17 protein-coding genes are annotated in these 17917 nt (G+C 33.8%); 12 read left to right on the top strand and 5 right to left on the bottom strand.

Features of this window, described 5'->3' with window-relative positions:
* Positions 1-71: 71 nt before the first annotated feature.
* Positions 72-3065 carry a LamG-like jellyroll fold domain-containing protein gene (locus BUE22_RS03040; protein ID WP_073393666.1) on the bottom strand — a complete coding sequence of 998 codons (2994 nt, stop codon included), beginning with the start codon at positions 3063-3065 and terminating at the stop codon, positions 72-74.
* A gap of 235 nt (positions 3066-3300) precedes the next feature.
* Between BUE22_RS03040 and BUE22_RS03035 the strand changes: the two genes are divergently transcribed.
* From BUE22_RS03035 to BUE22_RS03005, 7 genes are all read left to right on the top strand, one after another.
* Positions 3301-4164, top strand: coding sequence for a mechanosensitive ion channel family protein (locus BUE22_RS03035; protein ID WP_073393665.1), 864 nt, complete (start codon positions 3301-3303; stop codon positions 4162-4164).
* Positions 4165-4167: 3 nt separating this feature from the next.
* Positions 4168-5010, top strand: coding sequence for a maleylpyruvate isomerase N-terminal domain-containing protein (locus BUE22_RS03030; protein ID WP_073393664.1), 843 nt, complete (start codon positions 4168-4170; stop codon positions 5008-5010).
* A 272-nt stretch (positions 5011-5282) separates the two neighbouring features.
* Entirely contained in the window at positions 5283-6275 is a 993-nt protein-coding gene (locus tag BUE22_RS03025; RefSeq protein ID WP_089075933.1) for an alpha/beta fold hydrolase, read from the top strand.
* Between the two features lie 138 nt (positions 6276-6413).
* Positions 6414-6803 (top strand): DUF1398 domain-containing protein, encoded by a 390-nt coding sequence (locus tag BUE22_RS03020; protein ID WP_042564287.1) that lies wholly within the window; start codon positions 6414-6416, stop codon positions 6801-6803.
* Positions 6804-6855: 52 nt separating this feature from the next.
* Positions 6856-7707, top strand: a complete 852-nt coding sequence (locus BUE22_RS03015) for a sulfurtransferase (RefSeq protein ID WP_073393663.1) — start codon at positions 6856-6858, stop codon at positions 7705-7707.
* Positions 7708-7837: 130 nt separating this feature from the next.
* Positions 7838-9079 (top strand): ATP-binding cassette domain-containing protein, encoded by a 1242-nt coding sequence (locus BUE22_RS03010; protein WP_073393662.1) that lies wholly within the window; start codon positions 7838-7840, stop codon positions 9077-9079.
* Positions 9080-9089: 10 nt separating this feature from the next.
* The gene (locus BUE22_RS03005; protein WP_073393661.1) at positions 9090-9704 is read left to right on the top strand and encodes a hypothetical protein; all 615 of its coding nucleotides are present in this window, start codon (positions 9090-9092) and stop codon (positions 9702-9704) included.
* A 122-nt stretch (positions 9705-9826) separates the two neighbouring features.
* Here the strand turns inward: BUE22_RS03005 and BUE22_RS03000 are convergent, their stop codons facing one another.
* Both BUE22_RS03000 and BUE22_RS02995 read right to left on the bottom strand, forming a co-directional pair.
* The gene (locus BUE22_RS03000; protein WP_073393660.1) at positions 9827-10870 is read right to left on the bottom strand and encodes an RluA family pseudouridine synthase; all 1044 of its coding nucleotides are present in this window, start codon (positions 10868-10870) and stop codon (positions 9827-9829) included.
* Positions 10860-11480: a PASTA domain-containing protein gene (locus BUE22_RS02995; protein ID WP_042564283.1), complete on the bottom strand. Its 621-nt coding sequence runs from the start codon at positions 11478-11480 to the stop codon at positions 10860-10862. Before BUE22_RS02995 ends, BUE22_RS03000 begins: the two co-directional genes overlap by 11 nt.
* Positions 11481-11819: 339 nt before the next feature.
* Between BUE22_RS02995 and BUE22_RS02990 the strand changes: the two genes are divergently transcribed.
* From BUE22_RS02990 to BUE22_RS02970, 5 genes are all read left to right on the top strand, one after another.
* Positions 11820-12791: a D-alanine--D-alanine ligase gene (locus BUE22_RS02990; protein ID WP_073393659.1), complete on the top strand. Its 972-nt coding sequence runs from the start codon at positions 11820-11822 to the stop codon at positions 12789-12791.
* Between the two features lie 108 nt (positions 12792-12899).
* Positions 12900-13592, top strand: coding sequence for a DUF421 domain-containing protein (locus BUE22_RS02985; protein ID WP_073393658.1), 693 nt, complete (start codon positions 12900-12902; stop codon positions 13590-13592).
* A gap of 105 nt (positions 13593-13697) precedes the next feature.
* Positions 13698-14156 (top strand): pantetheine-phosphate adenylyltransferase, encoded by a 459-nt coding sequence (gene coaD / locus BUE22_RS02980; RefSeq protein WP_073393657.1) that lies wholly within the window; start codon positions 13698-13700, stop codon positions 14154-14156.
* A 59-nt stretch (positions 14157-14215) separates the two neighbouring features.
* The gene (locus BUE22_RS02975) at positions 14216-14932 is read left to right on the top strand and encodes a protein kinase domain-containing protein (protein WP_073393656.1); all 717 of its coding nucleotides are present in this window, start codon (positions 14216-14218) and stop codon (positions 14930-14932) included.
* Positions 14933-15050: 118 nt separating this feature from the next.
* A complete protein-coding gene (locus tag BUE22_RS02970) occupies positions 15051-15629 on the top strand; it encodes a PhnA domain-containing protein (protein WP_042564279.1) in 579 nt (192 codons plus the stop codon).
* Between the two features lie 165 nt (positions 15630-15794).
* On the opposite strand, the gene BUE22_RS02965 is transcribed toward BUE22_RS02970, so the two are convergent.
* Together BUE22_RS02965 and BUE22_RS02960 are read right to left on the bottom strand one after the other, a co-directional pair.
* On the bottom strand, positions 15795-16241 hold the full coding sequence (locus BUE22_RS02965) for a hypothetical protein (RefSeq protein ID WP_042564278.1): 447 nt from the start codon (positions 16239-16241) through the stop codon (positions 15795-15797).
* A gap of 222 nt (positions 16242-16463) precedes the next feature.
* Positions 16464-17813, bottom strand: coding sequence for a DEAD/DEAH box helicase (locus tag BUE22_RS02960; RefSeq protein ID WP_073393655.1), 1350 nt, complete (start codon positions 17811-17813; stop codon positions 16464-16466).
* Positions 17814-17917 lie beyond the last annotated feature (104 nt).

The following is a 17917-nucleotide window of genomic DNA, read 5'->3' as shown; positions in this document are numbered from 1 at the left end:
GATTGTAGAAATATATTGCGCTCCAACGGTTGAAACCGTTGGCTATGTGAATAGCTTTTCGTTTAATTCTATTATTCTGCAATAACCTTAAAATTAGAATTTAAATCTTCTCCTGAAACATTCAAAACATACATTCCTGCTATTTTTCTATTCGAAATATTCAAAGCAAAAAGTCCGTTTCCATCAGAAGTAATTTTTTCTTTCAGAATAATTTTCCCCGTCATATCGCTCAAAGTTGCCGTTGCATAAGACAATGCATGATCCGGAATATTAATGAAAATTTGGTCTTTCACGGGATTTGGATATACAATTCCTGCATTTTTATTCAGGCTAAATTTTTCGGTACTTAAAAATTCCTGATTAAATAATCCCAATACTTCAGTGGCGTTTAAAGGATAATTAAATATCTGAAGTTCATCAAATTGTCCCTTATAAGGTGCAGGCGCAGTTCCTGATGCAAGTTCCAATTCTCCAATATTTCCAATTATTAAATCCGTTTCTTCAGAAATTCCGGTTACGGCAGTTTCATCCAATTCAGCAGAGAATACGCCATCGGTATAAATTCTCATTTTATGAGCAAGAACATCTCTCATAATCACAACATTTACCCAATCATCTGTAAAATATTTGACTGCCGCCGTTGTTACTTCTTTTTTCGTTTTATCATCATCAATCGCAAAACGCAAGAGTCCGTCCTTTATTTCTATATTATATCTTCTCCCTGTTGCTCCTGTTGTTGTGTTTTTGGTAAACGAACCTTTACACAAAACATAAATACTCGTGGTTGAAGAACTTGGCAATAAAGCCGGAGCCGCTTTCATCCAAAATGAAATCGTAAACGAACTTTTATCAAACAACAAATGATCCTGATTTGGAATCCTCACCATAATTTTATCACTTGCCGATGTTGCAAAATCAATCGCATTATTTGCTTTTCCGGCCACTCTTACATTGGCATTATCAAAAGCAATATCCAAAGTGCCAGGATTGGTATAAGATGTAATATCCGTAATTTGTTCTCCCTGAGAAGCAGTTTCTTTAAACGGCCAATGACCAACAAGACTTGGTGTAAGCGCACGGAAACTCCACACATCTCCCGTTGTTGTTCCTTTATCATTTACGGCATCGATTCTCCAATAATAATTTACTGCCAAATTTAAACCCGTAACCTGATAAGATGGATTTGCAGTATAAGCAACATCTCCTAATTTGGTTAAGTTTAAAGAATCTGTGCCAAAATATACAGCATAGTTTACTGTATTTGAACTCCCACTCCATTTTAAAGTTAAATTACCACCCGACAATTCAGCATTAATAAATCCCGAAGCAGGGCTTGGAGTTGCTGCCTTAGTTGGTGCTAACGGAATTGGCGGTGTAGTTAAAGATGTAGTTTCATAAACCGATGATTCAGTACTATTTGTTGCTTTAACACGATAATAATAGGTAGTATTTGGTACTAAACCAGTATCATTATAACTTGTAATATTAGCGCCTAATGTAGCAATTACTGTAAAATCTGTACCATTTATTGAGCGCTCCACAACATAATGATCTTCATTTGTGGTTCCATCAATCCAGTTAACCGTTAAAGAACTGGCAATCGGAATTTCTGTCGATACAACATTTGTAAAATTTATATTTGAGGGCGGAATAATAAAAGAGGATGGCGTTTCATTTGTTAATCCGTTAATGTAAACTTCAATATTCAGATAAGGTGCCTGCGATGTACTAACCAATAAAGCATCCGCAAGGTTTTTATTCAATCCATTTGCATCTTCCCACGCATCCGGCATTCCATCATTGTCAGTATCCAAAGGAGCCGGAGCACCGTAAACATGACCTGCGCCGCCGTTAATAAATCCAAATTGGGTCGTCAAATCTGTTTGAACATAAACATAAGTCGCCGTTGTTCCTTTCGACATCAAATCAGAAATCATTAAATCATCAACCTGATCACGTCTTGGATAAGAAGCCCCAACATCTGAAACTATTTTACTATAAGCATCCTGAGCGCTTAAAGTAGTGTTCTTCATTGGATAATCATAGGGAGTTGATAATATCGTAGAAATATCTCCTGTAGGATATCCGGTTAAATCTGCGGGAACCAAAGTTCCGTTTAAAACCCCATCTTTATTGTTATCAAAGTAATTTCCTGATCCGTATAAGGAGAAATTATTGTTACCGCGGTTAAAAGGTGTCGAAAGTGAATTGCTTGTATTTGGTCCGCCAATAAAGTAATTGTTGATAATGTTTACATCAGAACTTCCTGCAGAATCGCCACCCATAATATAAGCATCACCAGATTCAGTATGTCCGTAGGTATTACCGTAATTTCCCCAATTGTAAACAACATTATTTACAAACTCATTAATTCCCTTAATTTTATTGTTACGTGTTTTATTGCAGATATATAAATTTCCAATCAAACTTATTTTTCCGCCCGAAGGCTGTATCAATCCTCCCGCCGAATGATTATGGCGATGCAATCCCTGCCCAATAATAGAATTCTGAATCGTAATATTATCAGGGCTTACTCCTTTACTATCCCAGTTTATCGAAAAAACTTCATCTGTTCCCCAGGTAAAAGTCATGTGATCAAAAATCATATTGGCACCATTTGCAAGTCCCGATGCATCCTGATTTTGGGCAGTTCCGCCATACCGAATTCTAAGGTATCTGGCAATAGTATTATTGGCTCCTGTAAAAGTTACTCTTGGTCCTAAAAACACAATTCCTTCTCCTGTTGCAGTTTGTCCTGCAATCGTCGTATTACTTGCCACAACAATCTGAGTTTGCAAGTTTACAATACCCCCAACCTTAAAAATCACAAATCGTCCTTCCTGACTAACGGCATCGCGAAACGAACCCGGACCGCTGTCGTTTAAATTGGTTACCAAATAAATTTGAGGATTTGCAGCCCCTCTTGCTCCTGTTGTAAATCGCCCAAAACCAGTTGCTTCAGGAAATGCTAATGTTTGAGCCTGCAGATTAACAAAACTATTAATAAATCCGAAGATCATAAATAATTTAAGTAAAAACTTAAATAGTTGGTTACTTTTTTTCATGAATTTTGGTTATATGTTAGTAACTAAATTTACTTATAAGCTCAAAAGAGACCATCCTGTTCTATCCTGCTTTATCATATTAGTTATCAATTAATTATAATTTTAAAATCAGCAAAAAATATTTTTTTTTAAGCAAAAGCCTCGTAATACTTTACACAACAATTACGCTAATAGCTGGAAAACTTCGTAAATTAGCTTTTCTAACTTTTTAGATTTTTAACAAAACTTAAAGTGCATGATCGATTTTACAAAAGACTTTAGAATTGGCTTTTTCATTGCGATAATAGCTCTTACAACCATTGTTTTGGGTGCAGTAACAGATAAAGTACTTCGCTATTTTTTGTATCGAAAACAAAGCAATAAAGAATATGATGCCACTGGTTTTAAGTTTTTAAAACACTTAATTATTACCGTAATTTATATTCTGGGATTTGCTTTTGCTTTAATTCAAATTCCTGAATTTAAAATCATTGGGCATTCTTTTCTGGCCGGAGCGGGAATGATTTCCCTGGTCGCCGGTCTTGCTTCTCAACAAGCTTTAAGTAATATTGTAAGCGGCATTTTTCTGGTGATTTTTAAACCTTTTCGAATCAACGATAAAATCACCATCAACAATTTTGTGGGTACGGTTGAAGATATAAACCTGAGACAAGTTGTTTTAAAAGATGCCGAAAACAACCGGATCATTATTCCCAATTCCGTCATTAGCAATCAGATTATTGTAAACACGAATATGCACGATACTAAATGCTGCAAAATCATTGAAATTGGTATTGGTTACGAATCAGATATTGACAAAGCATTGGAAATCATGAAAGATGAAATTGCAAAACATCCTCTTTTTATCGATACCAGAACAGCCGAAAACAAGAAACAAAAAACACCTTTGGTTGTAACACGCGTTGTCGCTCTTGCAGATTCGAGCGTTACCTTAAAAGCCTGGGCGTGGGCCAAAAATTCTACGGATGGTTTTGTCATGTATTGCGATTTGCTGCAAAGTATTAAAAAACGTTTTGATGAATCTGATATTAATATTCCATATCCGCAACAGGTTGTAACACTTAAAAATAATGACATAAAAACATCAAAAGCGAATTAGTTTATGAAATCTTCTGAAATTGTTCCGATAAAAACCTTACCACTTTTTTCTATTCTTGATGATTTGTTAATTCAACTTTTAAAATCATTAACCGAAGATGAATGGAATGCCAGAACTGTTGCAAAAAAATGGATAGTAAAAGATATTGCCTCACATTTACTTGACGGAAACCTGAGAGGTTTATCTTTTTCAAGAGATCATTATTTTGGAGAAAAACCCGAAAATATTAATTCATACAGTGATCTGGTCGACTTTTTAAATCAGCTCAATATGACCTGGACAAACGCTACAAAACGACTTAGCCCGAATGTTATAATTGAATTATTAGAAAGTACCGGGAAACAATATTCGGCTCATTTAAAAACATTAGATCCTTTTGACGATGCCATCTTTTCAGTCGATTGGGCCGGCGAAGAAACTTCATTAAACTGGTTTCATATTGCCCGTGAATACACTGAGAAATTTCTGCATCAACAACAAATTCGAAACGCTGTTGGAAAACAGGCACTTTTTACCAAAGAATTATTCTATCCGTTTATCAGCACTTTCATGTATGCTTTGCCTCACACTTATCGGGATGTTTCGGCACAAAAAGGCACAATTGTAACTTTGATTGTAAAGACTGAAATTGGAGGTGAATGGAGTATTATTAAAAAAGAAAAACAATGGGAATTTATTGAATCCTTTGAAGAAAAACCAACTGCTATTATTAAAATAAATCCTGACGACGCCTGGCTTTTGTTCTCAAAAGGAATAACGCCGGATGATGCAAAACAAAAAGTAGAAATTATTGGTGATCAAAAATTAGGTGAAGTTGCCTTAAACATTATTGCAGTTATGGCCTAGCGTCTGGATATAAAGTATAAAAAGCAAACACAAATTGCACGAATTGTCACTAATTTTAGTTTGTGAAATTAATTTCACAAACTAAGCTAACTATTAGAATTTGTGCAAATTCGTGCAATTTGTGTTTAAATTGATTTAAATATTTGCGTCCAGATGGTCGTTTATAGGGTAATACAAAACTGTTATTTTCTGATAACTTTAAGATTTTAAGTTTTGCTTTTAAAATGGTAAACTTTAATTTTATAGTTAATGCAAACCAATACTAAACTGAAATGAAAAATCTGAAATTTATAATTCTCCTCCTTCCCTTTCTTTGTTTTTCGCAGAAAGAAAATATAAAAGCACTTGACATTAATTTAACCAATTATGAATATCCTTTTCCTGTTCAGTTTTTAGAATTGAGCAATCAGCGCCAGCTTTTAAAAATGGCGTATATGGATATCAAACCCGATAATTACAACAACAAAAATATCGTTTTACTACACGGAAAAAATTTCAACGGAGCTTATTGGGAAACAACGATAAAAGCTCTGACAAAAGAAGGTTTTCGTGTTATTGTTCCAGATCAGATTGGTTTTGGAAAATCGACAAAACCAGAAACTTATCAGTATAGTTTTCAGCAATTTGCCCAAAACACCAAGAAATTATTAGATCATTTGGGAATTGAAAAAACAACTATTCTAGGGCATTCAATGGGCGGAATGTTAGCCACAAGATTTACCTTGATGTATCCTGAAACAGCTGAAAAATTAGTATTGGAAAACCCAATTGGTTTAGAAGACTGGAAACTTGTTGTTCCCTATCAAACCATAGATTCGTGGTACGAAAACGAATTAAAACAAAATTACGAAGCCATCAAAAAATACCAAATGGCGAATTATTATGACGGAAAATGGAATGCAGATTTCCAGAAATGGGCAGAACTTAGCGCGGGCTGGACATCGGCACCAAATTACGACCGGGTGGCCTGGAATTCGGCATTGATGTACGATATGATTTTTACACAGCCAGTTGTTTACGAATTCAAAAACATCAAAAGTCCTACTTTATTAATCATCGGAACACGAGATAAAACTGCAATCGGAAAACAATTTGTATCTGAAGAAGTTAGAAAAACAATGGGAAATTATGCCGAATTAGGTAAAAAAACACAAAAGACAATCCCGAATTCAAAATTAATAGAAGTTCCAAATACAGGCCATTTACCACATATTGAATCTTTCGATCAATTTATAAAACCATTAATTGTATTTTTGAAACAATAATTTTATTTTTTTTCGCCACGAATTCACGAATTATTTTTAATTAATTTATGAATAAAATTCGTGAATTGCTTCGCCTGTTCGCTATCGCTCGGGTCGTGGCAGAAAAACTCGACTTACTAATCTAAAAACTAAAATATCATGTTTACAATCGAACAAATAAAAGAAGCGCATGCCAAAGTAAAAAGCGGAGCCGATTTTCCAAACTATATACAAGACTTAATTATTCTGGGTGTTTTAGGCTACGACACTTTCGTAAATGACGGTCATGTTGAATATTACGGCGTTAACAATTACAATGTTAGTGCTGACGAAAAATATCCTGAAATTAAAGTTGAAGCTGTTGCTAATAAAGAACGTTTTATCGAATTTTTGGTAATGCACCAGAACGGTCAAACAGATTATCTTACTTTTTGTAATCACGCAGCACAATGCGGAATCGCAAAATGGAGAGTGGATATTATCGCCATGACCTGTACTTATTTTGATAAGGCTGAATATGAAATATTGATCGAAAAAATCCCTGATTAATAAACAACGGTAATTTTTATTTGAGCAATACCAGAAAACAAACCCATACCAAATGAAACTTTCTCCCATTATAAATCCCGAAGAACTTTTAAATTTAAAAGATTCATCTGAAATTGTTTTAATTGATGCACGAGCCGGTGCAAATGCCGAAGAAAATTATAGAAACGAACATTTAAAAAGTGCTCGCTATATCGATTTGAATAAAGATTTGGCTGCTGTAGAAAAAAACCCGGCAAATGGCGGAAGACATCCTTTGCCATCAGTAGAAAAATTTGCAGAAATACTTTCAAAACTCGGAATTTCACCTCAAAGTCACATTATTATTTATGATGACAAAAACGGATCGAATGCCGCAGCCAGATTTTGGTGGATGCTAAAATCAATCGGACATAAAAAAGTTCAGGTTTTGAATGGCGGTTTACAGGCTGCAATAAAAATTGGTTTTGAGACAAGTTCTAAAATTGAAAATTTTGAACCAACTGAAAAATATCCCATCACAAAATGGAATTTGGCAGTTGCCGATATTGAAGACGTCGAAAAAGCCCGAAATAATAGTCAAAATATCGTAATTGACGTAAGAGATAAAAATCGTTTTGATGGCTTAACAGAACCATTAGATTTAATCGCCGGACATATTCCGGGCGCAATTAATGTTCCGTTTAGTGAAAATTTAAACGAAGATGGTTTTTACAAATCACCTGAAGTTTTAGCTGAAAAATATACTGAAATTTTAGGCGATATAAAACCAGAAAATGTAATCGTACATTGTGGTTCAGGTGTTACTGCCTGCCATACTTTATTAGCAATGGATTATGCGGGAATTGAAATTCCAAAACTTTATGTGGGATCATGGAGCGAATGGTCGAGAAACGATCGCGACATGTTTACACAAGAAACAAAATAAACTAAAAAACATTTAAAGCGTAGATAATCTTTAAAATTTATTTGCCACAAATTAAAAGATTAATCATTCTAATCTGTGAAATCTGTGGCAAAAATATAATTATCTATGTCGACATAAATAAATATTTAAAATGCAGCATTGGGATATACTTTTATCAAATCTGGTAAATAAAAAAGCCTTTATAGAAACAATACTTTCAGGCGAAGTAAAAGGAGAATTAGCCGTTTTTAACAATCAAAAAGGAATTTTGTTTTCTGATATTGCGATTGAAAAATTCATCGAAAAAGAATACCAATACGATTCTGTTGAAGCTTCTCCGGAATCACACAGGCAATTACGCACTTTTTCTTCTGGAGAGCGTAAGAAAGAGTTTTTAAAATACTGTATCAATCAAAAACCTGATTTCATTATTTTCGACAATCCTTTTGATCATTTAGATCAGGCTTCGCGAGTAATTTTGGCAGAATCGTTAAAAGATTTATCCAATATTATTGCTATTATTCAAATTGTAAATCGTGTTACAGACGTATTAAATTTTGTTCCGAATAAAGCCCAGATTAAAGACAATACATTTGAACTGCATCCCATTTCAAAAACCGAAAGCCACTTTAAAACCTTAAATACGGCTGCAATTCCAAAAGCCATAGAAACGCATTCCTTCCACGAAAGTGTATTAATAAAATTAGAAAATGTTTCTGTAAGTTATGACGAACGAAAAATCGTCGACAACATTTCCTGGACCATAAAACAAGGCGAATTTTGGCAATTAATCGGCCCGAATGGTTCCGGAAAAAGCACGATTTTATCTTTAATAACAGGCGATAATCCAAAAGGTTTTGGCCAGGATTTATTTTTATTTGGAAGAAAAAAAGGAAGCGGTGAAAGCGTTTGGGATATCAAAAAGCAAATCGGAATCTTCGCCACTTCAATGACAGATTTGTTTCAAAAAAGTCACACTTTAGAAGAAATGATTCTCTCCGGATTTTTCGATTCTATCGGGCTCTACATTGAACCAACCACACATCAAAAACAAATTGTTTCGCAATGGCTTGAAGTAATTGAAATGACACATTTAAGAAAAAAACGTTTCATCGATCTTTCCATCGGGCAGCAAAGAGTTGCGTTAATTGTTCGTGCCGTTTTAAAACATCCGCCATTATTAATTCTCGACGAACCTGTAGAAGGTCTGGACGATGAAAATGTAGATTTAGTAATTCAGCTTATCAACACTATAAAACAAGAAACAAACGTGAGTATTTTATACGTTTCACATCGTATAGAACAAGGCCTCGCTCCTACTTCTGTTTTTGAACTTATTCCTACTCCGACAGGATCAATCGGAAAAATAAAATACCATTCAGAATTGAATTAAAAACACATAAATGAATTTCAAACACCTCTTATTAATAACAATAACATTATTAATTTCTTCATGCGCAAGCACAATTTCAACCACAGAAAAACAATATAAAATAACAAACACCTCAAAACTTAAATCAGAATGGAATTTTAATTCCAAAGAATGGATTCTTGCAAGCGATACTTTAACAGGATCCGGAGGACCAATGCATTGGGGCGTTATAGAATCTAAAAAACAACTTCCGGAAAACTATGAAATCAATTTTAAAGTAAACATGACAAAAGAATCTTTATTTGAAGTCATGCTAAACATCGATAAAGAAAACTACATCAGAACTTATCTTTATCAAATTGAGCAAAATATCGTAATCGGAAAAGGTACTTACAAAAAAGGAAGCGATGAATATAATAAACGAGGCGGACCAACTTTATTCAAAAAATCATTAAAATTAGAAAACAACAAATGGTACGCTGTAAAAATAAGAGCAATAAATAATCAATTATTCTATTCCGTTGATAACGAAACTATATTAGAATGCTCTCTCGAAAAAAGCAATTTGAGCCAAAAAGGAAAGCTGGGATTTATAACAAACGGAGAAGCCAAAATAATTGATTTAACGATTAAAGCCATTCAATAAATAACATTTTGAACTAAATAAAAACACAAATTCCACTAATTTACACGAAAATTAATCTGTGTAAATTAGTAGAATTTGTGTTATATAAAATTATCTAATTGCCTAATTGACAAATTATCTAATTAATTCTCTTCGTCTTCAATGTTATGCGTCTTTCCGTAGTTGCGCCATTTCTCAATACAATCCTGAAAATCCTGAGGTAATTCAGTATCAAAACGCATCATTTCACCTGTATTTGGATGCACAAAACCAAGTGTTTTAGCATGCAAGGCCTGACGTGGCAACGCTTTAAAACAATTCTCGATAAACTGTTTGTATTTTGTAAACGTAGTTCCTTTCAAAATCAAATGACCACCGTAACGCTCGTCATTAAATAACGGATGCCCAATATGTTTCATATGTGCACGAATTTGGTGCGTTCTTCCCGTTTCTAACTTACAAGAAATCAACGTTACATAACCGAAACGTTCCAAAACTTTATAATGTGTAATTGCAGGTTTTCCTATTTCAGGATCAGCAAAAACCGCCATTTGCATGCGATCTTTCAAATGTCTGGCAAGATTTCCTTCAATCGTTCCTTCTTCTTCGGCAACATTTCCCCAAACAAGGGCAATATATTCACGTTCAGACGTTTTAGCTTCAAACTGTTTTGCTAAATGCGTCATTGCGGCTTCCGTTTTGGCAACAACCAAAAGTCCAGATGTGTCCTTATCAATTCTATGAACCAATCCTGGGCGTTCACTGCTGTTCATTGGCAAATTATCAAAATGATGTGCCAAAGCATTAACCAAAGTTCCCGTATAATTTCCGTGACCTGGATGCACAACCATTCCCGGTTCTTTATTAATCAGTAAAAGTGCGTCGTCTTCATACACAATATTCAACGGAAGATCTTCCGGCAGAATATGGTTTTCAAACGGCGGATGCGATAACATAACTGTCACGACATCAAAAGGTTTAACCTTATAATTTGATTTTACCGGAATATCATTTACAAAAATGTTTCCTTCAGTTGCGGCATTCTGAATTTTATTTCGGGTCGCATTCTGAATCAAATTCATTAAATATTTGTCAATACGCAAAAGCGCCTGACCTTTAGGTACCTCAAATCTAAAATGTTCGAATAATTCGTCTTCCAGATCTAAATTTTCAATATTATTGTTCATCTTGTGGGGTTTCTGCAGGCACAGCTGTACTATCTGTCGCCTGACTTTCATCTACATAAGTCGCTTTTCCATCTCCTAAAACCAAATCAATTTTAGAAGCTTTCAATACACGATCTCCAACTTTTAAGTTTCTTCCTTTATAACGCATCTCCAAAACCATATCTTTCCCTAAGTTTGGAATATAGGTAATCGTTCCCTCTTCAAGCCCTAAAGCTTTCAAAGTAGGAACCGCTTCACGATACGTTTTTTCGATTAAATCCGGAATTCTAACAGAAGAAAAACCGGAAGCATTGATTTTAATATATATTTTTCGACCTACTTTTACTTTCGTTCCCGGCAACGGATCTTGCTCAACAACACTGTATTTAGGAAATCCGCTTCGGTAATCAACACTATCCAAAAGCACATAATCAAGGTCTAATTCATCTAATTTTGATTCTACTTGCTCCTCCGTCAATTTAGACAAATTCGGAACCGTAATTTCATGTCCGTGATCAGTTGTAAAAGTCAGCCAATGCATAAACAAATAGCCTAAAACGGCAATAATTGCAGCCGCACCCAATACTTGTAAAAAAAACACACGGCTAGTTAAATACTTACGTAAACTCATAAATTTATTTTTAGTTGTCGCAAAGATAAAGCTATTTCGTTTCAAAAAAAATGATAATTTTGTTTTAAGTAATATTAATAATACTAGTAATACTATATTACCAATATTAAAAAAATTGGAATTTCATATGTCACTCTGAGCGGAGTCGAAGAGTTAGGAGCTGTTTCCTGCTGTCCGCTGTATCTTTTCCTGGCTAAAGAAGCCAGAAAAAGGATGCCGCTCCCATCAGGGCTAGGGCTTTAGGTTTCATAAGACGTTCTTTTTATAAGACATTGAGAAATTCGTGGCAAAAAAACCTGAAACCTGAAACAAAATAAAACTTTAAACAAAAATATAAAAATGAAAAACATAGCCATTATAATGGGCGGATATTCAAGCGAATATAAAATCTCACTTATCTCAGGAAACGTAGTACACCAATATCTTGACAAAACAAAATACAACGGATTCCGCATTCATATTTTTAAAGAAAAATGGGTTTATGTAGACCAAAACGACGCTGAATTTCCAATCGACAGAAATGATTTCTCTGTTACCGTAGACGGAAAAAAAATCACTTTTGACTGTGTTTTCAATGCCATTCACGGAACTCCAGGCGAAGACGGATTAATGCAGGCGTATTTTGAATTATTAGGGATTCCGCAATCATCATGCGACTATTACCAATCGGCGCTTACATTCAACAAACGTGATTTATTATCGGTTTTAAAACCATACGGAATCAAAACGGCAATTTCTTATTACCTAAATAAAGGTGACGTTATCAATACTGACGAAATCGTTAAAAAAGTAGGTTTGCCATGTTTTGTAAAACCAAATAAAGCCGGTTCAAGTTTCGGAATATCAAAAGTAAAAACTGCTGCCGAATTGCCAATCGCTATTGAAGTGGCTTATAAAGAAGACAACGAAATCATCATAGAAAGTTTCCTTGACGGAACAGAAGTTTCCGTAGGCGTAATCAATTACAAAGGAGAAATTAAAGTTTTACCAATCACAGAAATCGTTTCAGACAATGATTTCTTTGATTACGAAGCAAAATATGAAGGAAAATCACAAGAAATCACTCCAGCAAGAATTTCAGACGAACTAACACAAAAAGTGGGTGAAACTGCCAAACGTGCTTACGAAGTTTTAAAGATGAAAGGTTTCTCAAGAAGCGAATTCATTATTGTAGACAACGAACCACATATGCTTGAAATGAACACAATTCCGGGTTTAACAACCGAAAGTTTGATTCCGCAACAAGCCAAAGCAGCCGGAATTTCTCTTGAAGATTTATTCACCAATGCAATTGAGTTAGCACTTGCTTAAAAGATGTTAAGATAGTAAGGTTCTGAGGTTCTAAGACTTCAGAACCTTTTTTAATATAATAAAAAAACTTAGTAACTTAGAATCTAAGAACCTTAGCAACTAAAAGAAATGAAAGAAATCTTTGAATGGAATAGATTATTTTTTAACGAGCTTCCCGAAATTTTTATTCTGGAAGTAATATTTCGTTCAACTGTAATGTTTACTATTTTACTGCTTACGCTAAAATTGGCAGGTAAAAGAGGTGTAAAACAATTATCAATTTTCGAAACTGTAATTATTATCGCACTTGGATCGGCAGCCGGCGACCCAATGTTTTATGAAGATGTCGGAATTGTACCCGCAGCAATTGTTTTCTTGACAATCATTATTTTATACCGCGCCGTAACCTGGCTGACAGGAAAAAGTAAAAAATTTGAAGAATTTATAGAAGGAAAAACCGAATGTTTAATCCAGGACGGAAAATTTTCTATATCGAGTTTCAAAAAAGAAACTTTGGCACAGGATGAATTTTTCTCAGAACTTCGTATACGATCCATCGAACATTTAGGCCAGGTAAAACATGCTTTTATAGAAACCAGCGGAGAAGTAAGTGTATTTTTTTATGAAGATAAAGATGTACAATTTGGCTTGCCAATTTTGCCAGCTGCATTCAATAAAAAAAGCAAAATTATTGCAACCGATGGTATTCATGCCTGCACTTTTTGTGGCCATACCGAAGAACAAAAACCCGGAACTTCCGCATGCAAAGTCTGCAAAAAAGAGGAATGGGTTCCTGCGATAAAAACACTCAGAATAACTTAGAATAAATTCCAAAATTCAAATTCCAAATTCCAACAACAAAGCTTCAAAACATTTTAATTTTATTTAATCATCTTTGAGCCTTTACAACTTTGAACCTTAAAAAAAATGAGAAAAGCCATATTTCCAGGATCATTTGATCCCATTACACTCGGTCACGAAGATATTATCAAAAGAGGAATTTCACTTTTTGATGAAATCGTAATCGCAATTGGTGTCAATGCCGAAAAAAAATACATGTTTTCACTTGAAGAAAGAAAACGTTTTATAGAAGAAACTTTCAAAAATGAACCAAAAATATCTGTTATTACTTATGAAGGTTTAACGATAGATTTAGCCAAAAAACTAAAAGCAAATTTCATATTAAGAGGTTTACGCAATCCAGCCGATTTCGAATTCGAAAAAGCCATTGCACACACCAACAGAAAACTTTCTAAAATAGAAACTGTCTTTTTATTAACCGCTGCAAGTACTTCATTTATAAGCTCAAGCATTGTTCGTGATGTATTACGAAATGGCGGTGAATACGAAATGCTGGTTCCGGATGCAGTTAGAGTGAAGAAATAATATATAATTATAAAATATTAGGATAACTTTTTTTGGCATTAGTTTTAATAAAATAACAAATGATAGGAGAAAACATTTTAGGTAAAATAAAGTATAAAGTAACCAAAAAACTTTTAGAAGACCAAGGAAATAGACCTAACGCTAATATTTACATTTGTGAGGATGAAAAAGGCAAAAAATATATTTTAAAACATTTTTACAGCAAATCTCCTGTTTCTTTTATAGGCTATAGTAAATATAATCACTATGGCCGCAGAAGAGACGGAAGCTCTAAAGTGTTTAATGAAATTCAAGAAAAAAATTCACAATATCATTTTTTATTAAAACATATTGAGCGCATAAAACACAAAAATAAATGGCTTATAATATTAGAATATATTGAAGGAAGTACGTTGTCTGAATTTATCAAAACAAACCATTCAAAAGACTTTAATAAAGTAAACATAGTAATTGAACAATTTGGTTTAGAACTAAAAAAATGGCATGCTTCTAAATTTGCTCATGGCGATCCTCATTTAGATAATGTAATGGTGTCAATTCAAAACAACGAAACCTATATTATAAAATTAATTGATTACGGTCAGTTACATCATCCAGATTTTCATTATTGCAAAAAAGTAAATTGTTTTCATAATACAGGTAAAAGAATAAATGAAGACCTTAAAAATAATTCTAATAAATTAGGAAAAGGTTTTTTAAATGGTTTAATTGATTTAGAGAAATCTTTAAATATGCCAAATATGTTAACTCCTATTTTCAACAAAGCCTACAATTAAATAAGTCAAATTCAGAAATACACCGGCTATGTATTTTTAATAAAATAATCACTTCAAACATAAACTTGCAAGCGAAAGCAATTATAAGTAATTTCGCATTTTTAAACAAACAGAAATAATGAGCATCGAAAGAGAATTAAACAAACGCAGCGGATCTAAATGTGAACTTTGTGGAGCAGAAGAAAACCTAAAAGTATATCAGGTATTACCAACTCAAAAAGGCGGTCTTGATGAAAGTATCCTTGCGTGTACTACTTGTATTGACCAAATTGAAAATCCTGATAATGTAGATTTAAATCACTGGAGATGTCTTAACGACAGCATGTGGAATGAAAACGTTGCTGTACAGGTTGTTGCCTGGAGAATGTTAAGCCGTATGCGCGCTGCAGGATGGCCACAGGAATTATTGGACATGATGTATTTGGATGAAGATACTCTTGCATGGGCACAAGCAACCGGAGAAGGCGAAGATGATGAAAACAAACTGGTTCACCGCGACAGCAATGGCGTAATTTTAGAACATGGAGATTCTGTAGTTTTAATCAAAGATCTTAAAGTAAAAGGATCAAGTATGGTGGCCAAACAAGGAACTGCTGTACGTAACATTCGTCTGGATCACGAAAACGCTGAATACATTGAAGGAAAAGTAGACGGTCAGCAAATTGTAATTATCACACAATACGTGAAGAAGATATAGTTTTTTTTTGAGGTTCAAAGGCTCAGAGTTGCAAAGGAACAAAGTTTTTTGTTTCTAAGATTCTAAGGTTTAGAACCTGAAACTAAAAAACCTGAAACCTGAAACTAAACAAAAAAGGCTATTCAAAATCTGAATAGCCTTTTTTAGTTTTATACTTGAAGTAAATTATTTTTGGAATAATTTATTGATTTGATCTTTTACGAATGGCTCAGAAACACTGCTTGTTGCAGAAGTAGCTTCTTTGCTTGAAACCATAAACTGAACTGTAGCTTTCTCAGGAAGAACACTTCCTGTGTAGTGCAACCAGATATAGTTATTAGGTAATTCTAATTTAATATCATACAAAGGGCTTGCAGTAAAGCCTCCCATGATAATACTATAAAGGCTATTGTAATCATTGTTTACATTTTTAAATGAAAACTTTCTCATTGGTGAAGAATCGTCATCGTTTTGAATACTTGTGTAATAAACAGTATATTCATCTCCAATTTTTTGAATATAGTTGTTATTTACTTTTCCTAATTTTTCAACAGGAACAGTCTCAAGAACCTTAATCTGTGCAAACGAAACAACACTAAAGAACAAAGTGGCAAGGGTAATAATCTTTTTCATAACGGAATTTGGGGTTAATTTGTACTACTATAATAAACGCCGAAATTATGAAAAATTACTTCTAAAAACACTCTTTTATTAACATTAAATTGTGATTTTTGTTTAAATTTATTTCAACTTAAGGCAAAAATATTGCAACTTTTTAATTATCAATAAATTATACACAAAATTTTAACTGTAAAGTGTGTACATTTAATTAAAAATCTAATTGTTTTTAAAATTTTAACGCTCTTCTTCTTTCTTCACGACTTTGCGGGCAACTTCAATTTTGAACTTTTTGCCTTTCATTTTCTCGTCTTTTACGTTTTTAAGCAAGTCTTTTACTTTATTGTATTTTACAGCTGCAAACGAAATAAAATCTTTAACTTCGATCAAACCCAAATCGCCTTTTTCCAGTTTTCCTTTTTGAGAAAAGAAACCAACAATATCAATTTTATTCAGTTTTGTTTTCTTTCCGCCACTAATATAAATGGTTTGGTATTCTGGAGGTTTTGGTAAAGTAGTTGCATTTTCTACATTCAAAACATCCATTCCGTAATCAATATAATCTAATTGTTTTTCACTTTCGTGGATGATGATATATGCCGTTCCAGAAGCCTGCATACGTGCTGTACGACCGTTACGATGTGTAAATTCATCTTCTTTTAAAGGTAAATGATAATGAATTACGTGTTTCATTTCCGGAATATCCAGTCCACGTGCCGCTAAATCTGTTGTGATTAAGTAACTCATACTTCCATTTCTAAACTGAATCAAAGCACGTTCACGTTCGTCCTGATCCATTCCGCCGTGATAATAAGTAGAATAAATTCCTTTTTCGTTTAAGGTATCACTAATACGTTCTGCGGCGTCGCGATGATTGCAAAATATAATAGCCGATTCTGATTTCAGCGAACAAAGTAAATTGAACAAACTTACTAATTTATCTTTTGCTGGCGAAACCACCATTTTCATCGAAAGATTTGCTTTTTCTTCTTCCTCAGGAATAAAATCTAAAACCGTTGGATTTATAACTCTCGTATATCTCGGAATCTCAATATCTGAAGTTGCCGAAACCAAAACACGTTTGTTCAGTTTGGTTAATTTACCAATGATATAAGACATTTGTTCATGAAAACCCAATTGCAATGATTTGTCAAATTCGTCCAGAATTAAAGTCTGAATTTTATCTGTTCTAAAAGTATCTCTGTCAATATGATCTGCAATTCTGCCTGGAGTTCCAATTAAAACCGCAGGTGGATTGCTTAAATTTTTGATTTCTGTATCAATTGAATGTCCGCCGTAGCAGATATTTACTTTGTATTGCGTTCCCATTTTTTTCCAAACCTGCTCGATTTGCAAACCTAATTCGCGTGAAGGCACTAAAATTAAACACTGAACCGAAAGAATTTCGGGTTGCAATAATTCTAAAACCGGAAGCAAAAAAGCCAATGTTTTTCCCGATCCTGTTGGAGAAAGCAGTAAAACATTATTATCGTTCAAAATTGCGTCCTGAGCAACTTCTTGCATTTCGTTCAGGCTTTCAATGCCTAAATTCGAAAGTATATTATTGGAATGGTGATTTTTATTCATTTTGCAAAAGTAGTTAAAAAAAGTTGTTTCAGGTTTTTGTTTGTTTCAGGTTTGATATACTGTGCGTTTTTTTACCGCAGAGTTTAAAAAGGTTTTTCGCAAAG

Source organism: Flavobacterium pectinovorum, assembly GCF_900142715.1.
Classification (GTDB): Bacteria; Bacteroidota; Bacteroidia; order Flavobacteriales; family Flavobacteriaceae; genus Flavobacterium; species Flavobacterium pectinovorum.
Note: the sequence above shows the minus strand (reverse complement) of the source record. Positions and strands in the feature narration are given on the sequence as shown.

Excerpts from the sequence above, each read along its gene's own strand:
- BUE22_RS03030 (WP_073393664.1), top strand. The coding sequence starts at position 4,168 with ATGAAATCTTCTGAAATTGTTCCGATAAAAACCTTACCACTTTTTTCT.
- BUE22_RS02965 (WP_042564278.1), bottom strand. The coding sequence starts at position 16,241 with ATGAAAAAGATTATTACCCTTGCCACTTTGTTCTTTAGTGTTGTTTCG.
- BUE22_RS03010 (WP_073393662.1), top strand. The coding sequence starts at position 7,838 with ATGCAGCATTGGGATATACTTTTATCAAATCTGGTAAATAAAAAAGCC.
- BUE22_RS03020 (WP_042564287.1), top strand. The coding sequence starts at position 6,414 with ATGTTTACAATCGAACAAATAAAAGAAGCGCATGCCAAAGTAAAAAGC.
- BUE22_RS03015 (WP_073393663.1), top strand. The coding sequence starts at position 6,856 with ATGAAACTTTCTCCCATTATAAATCCCGAAGAACTTTTAAATTTAAAA.
- BUE22_RS03000 (WP_073393660.1), bottom strand. The coding sequence starts at position 10,870 with ATGAACAATAATATTGAAAATTTAGATCTGGAAGACGAATTATTCGAA.
- BUE22_RS02960 (WP_073393655.1), bottom strand. The coding sequence starts at position 17,813 with ATGAATAAAAATCACCATTCCAATAATATACTTTCGAATTTAGGCATT.
- BUE22_RS03040 (WP_073393666.1), bottom strand. The coding sequence starts at position 3,065 with ATGAAAAAAAGTAACCAACTATTTAAGTTTTTACTTAAATTATTTATG.
- coaD (WP_073393657.1), top strand. The coding sequence starts at position 13,698 with ATGAGAAAAGCCATATTTCCAGGATCATTTGATCCCATTACACTCGGT.
- BUE22_RS02995 (WP_042564283.1), bottom strand. The coding sequence starts at position 11,480 with ATGAGTTTACGTAAGTATTTAACTAGCCGTGTGTTTTTTTTACAAGTA.
- BUE22_RS03025 (WP_089075933.1), top strand. The coding sequence starts at position 5,283 with ATGAAAAATCTGAAATTTATAATTCTCCTCCTTCCCTTTCTTTGTTTT.
- BUE22_RS02975 (WP_073393656.1), top strand. The coding sequence starts at position 14,216 with ATGATAGGAGAAAACATTTTAGGTAAAATAAAGTATAAAGTAACCAAA.
- BUE22_RS02985 (WP_073393658.1), top strand. The coding sequence starts at position 12,900 with ATGAAAGAAATCTTTGAATGGAATAGATTATTTTTTAACGAGCTTCCC.
- BUE22_RS03035 (WP_073393665.1), top strand. The coding sequence starts at position 3,301 with ATGATCGATTTTACAAAAGACTTTAGAATTGGCTTTTTCATTGCGATA.
- BUE22_RS02990 (WP_073393659.1), top strand. The coding sequence starts at position 11,820 with ATGAAAAACATAGCCATTATAATGGGCGGATATTCAAGCGAATATAAA.
- BUE22_RS03005 (WP_073393661.1), top strand. The coding sequence starts at position 9,090 with ATGAATTTCAAACACCTCTTATTAATAACAATAACATTATTAATTTCT.
- BUE22_RS02970 (WP_042564279.1), top strand. The coding sequence starts at position 15,051 with ATGAGCATCGAAAGAGAATTAAACAAACGCAGCGGATCTAAATGTGAA.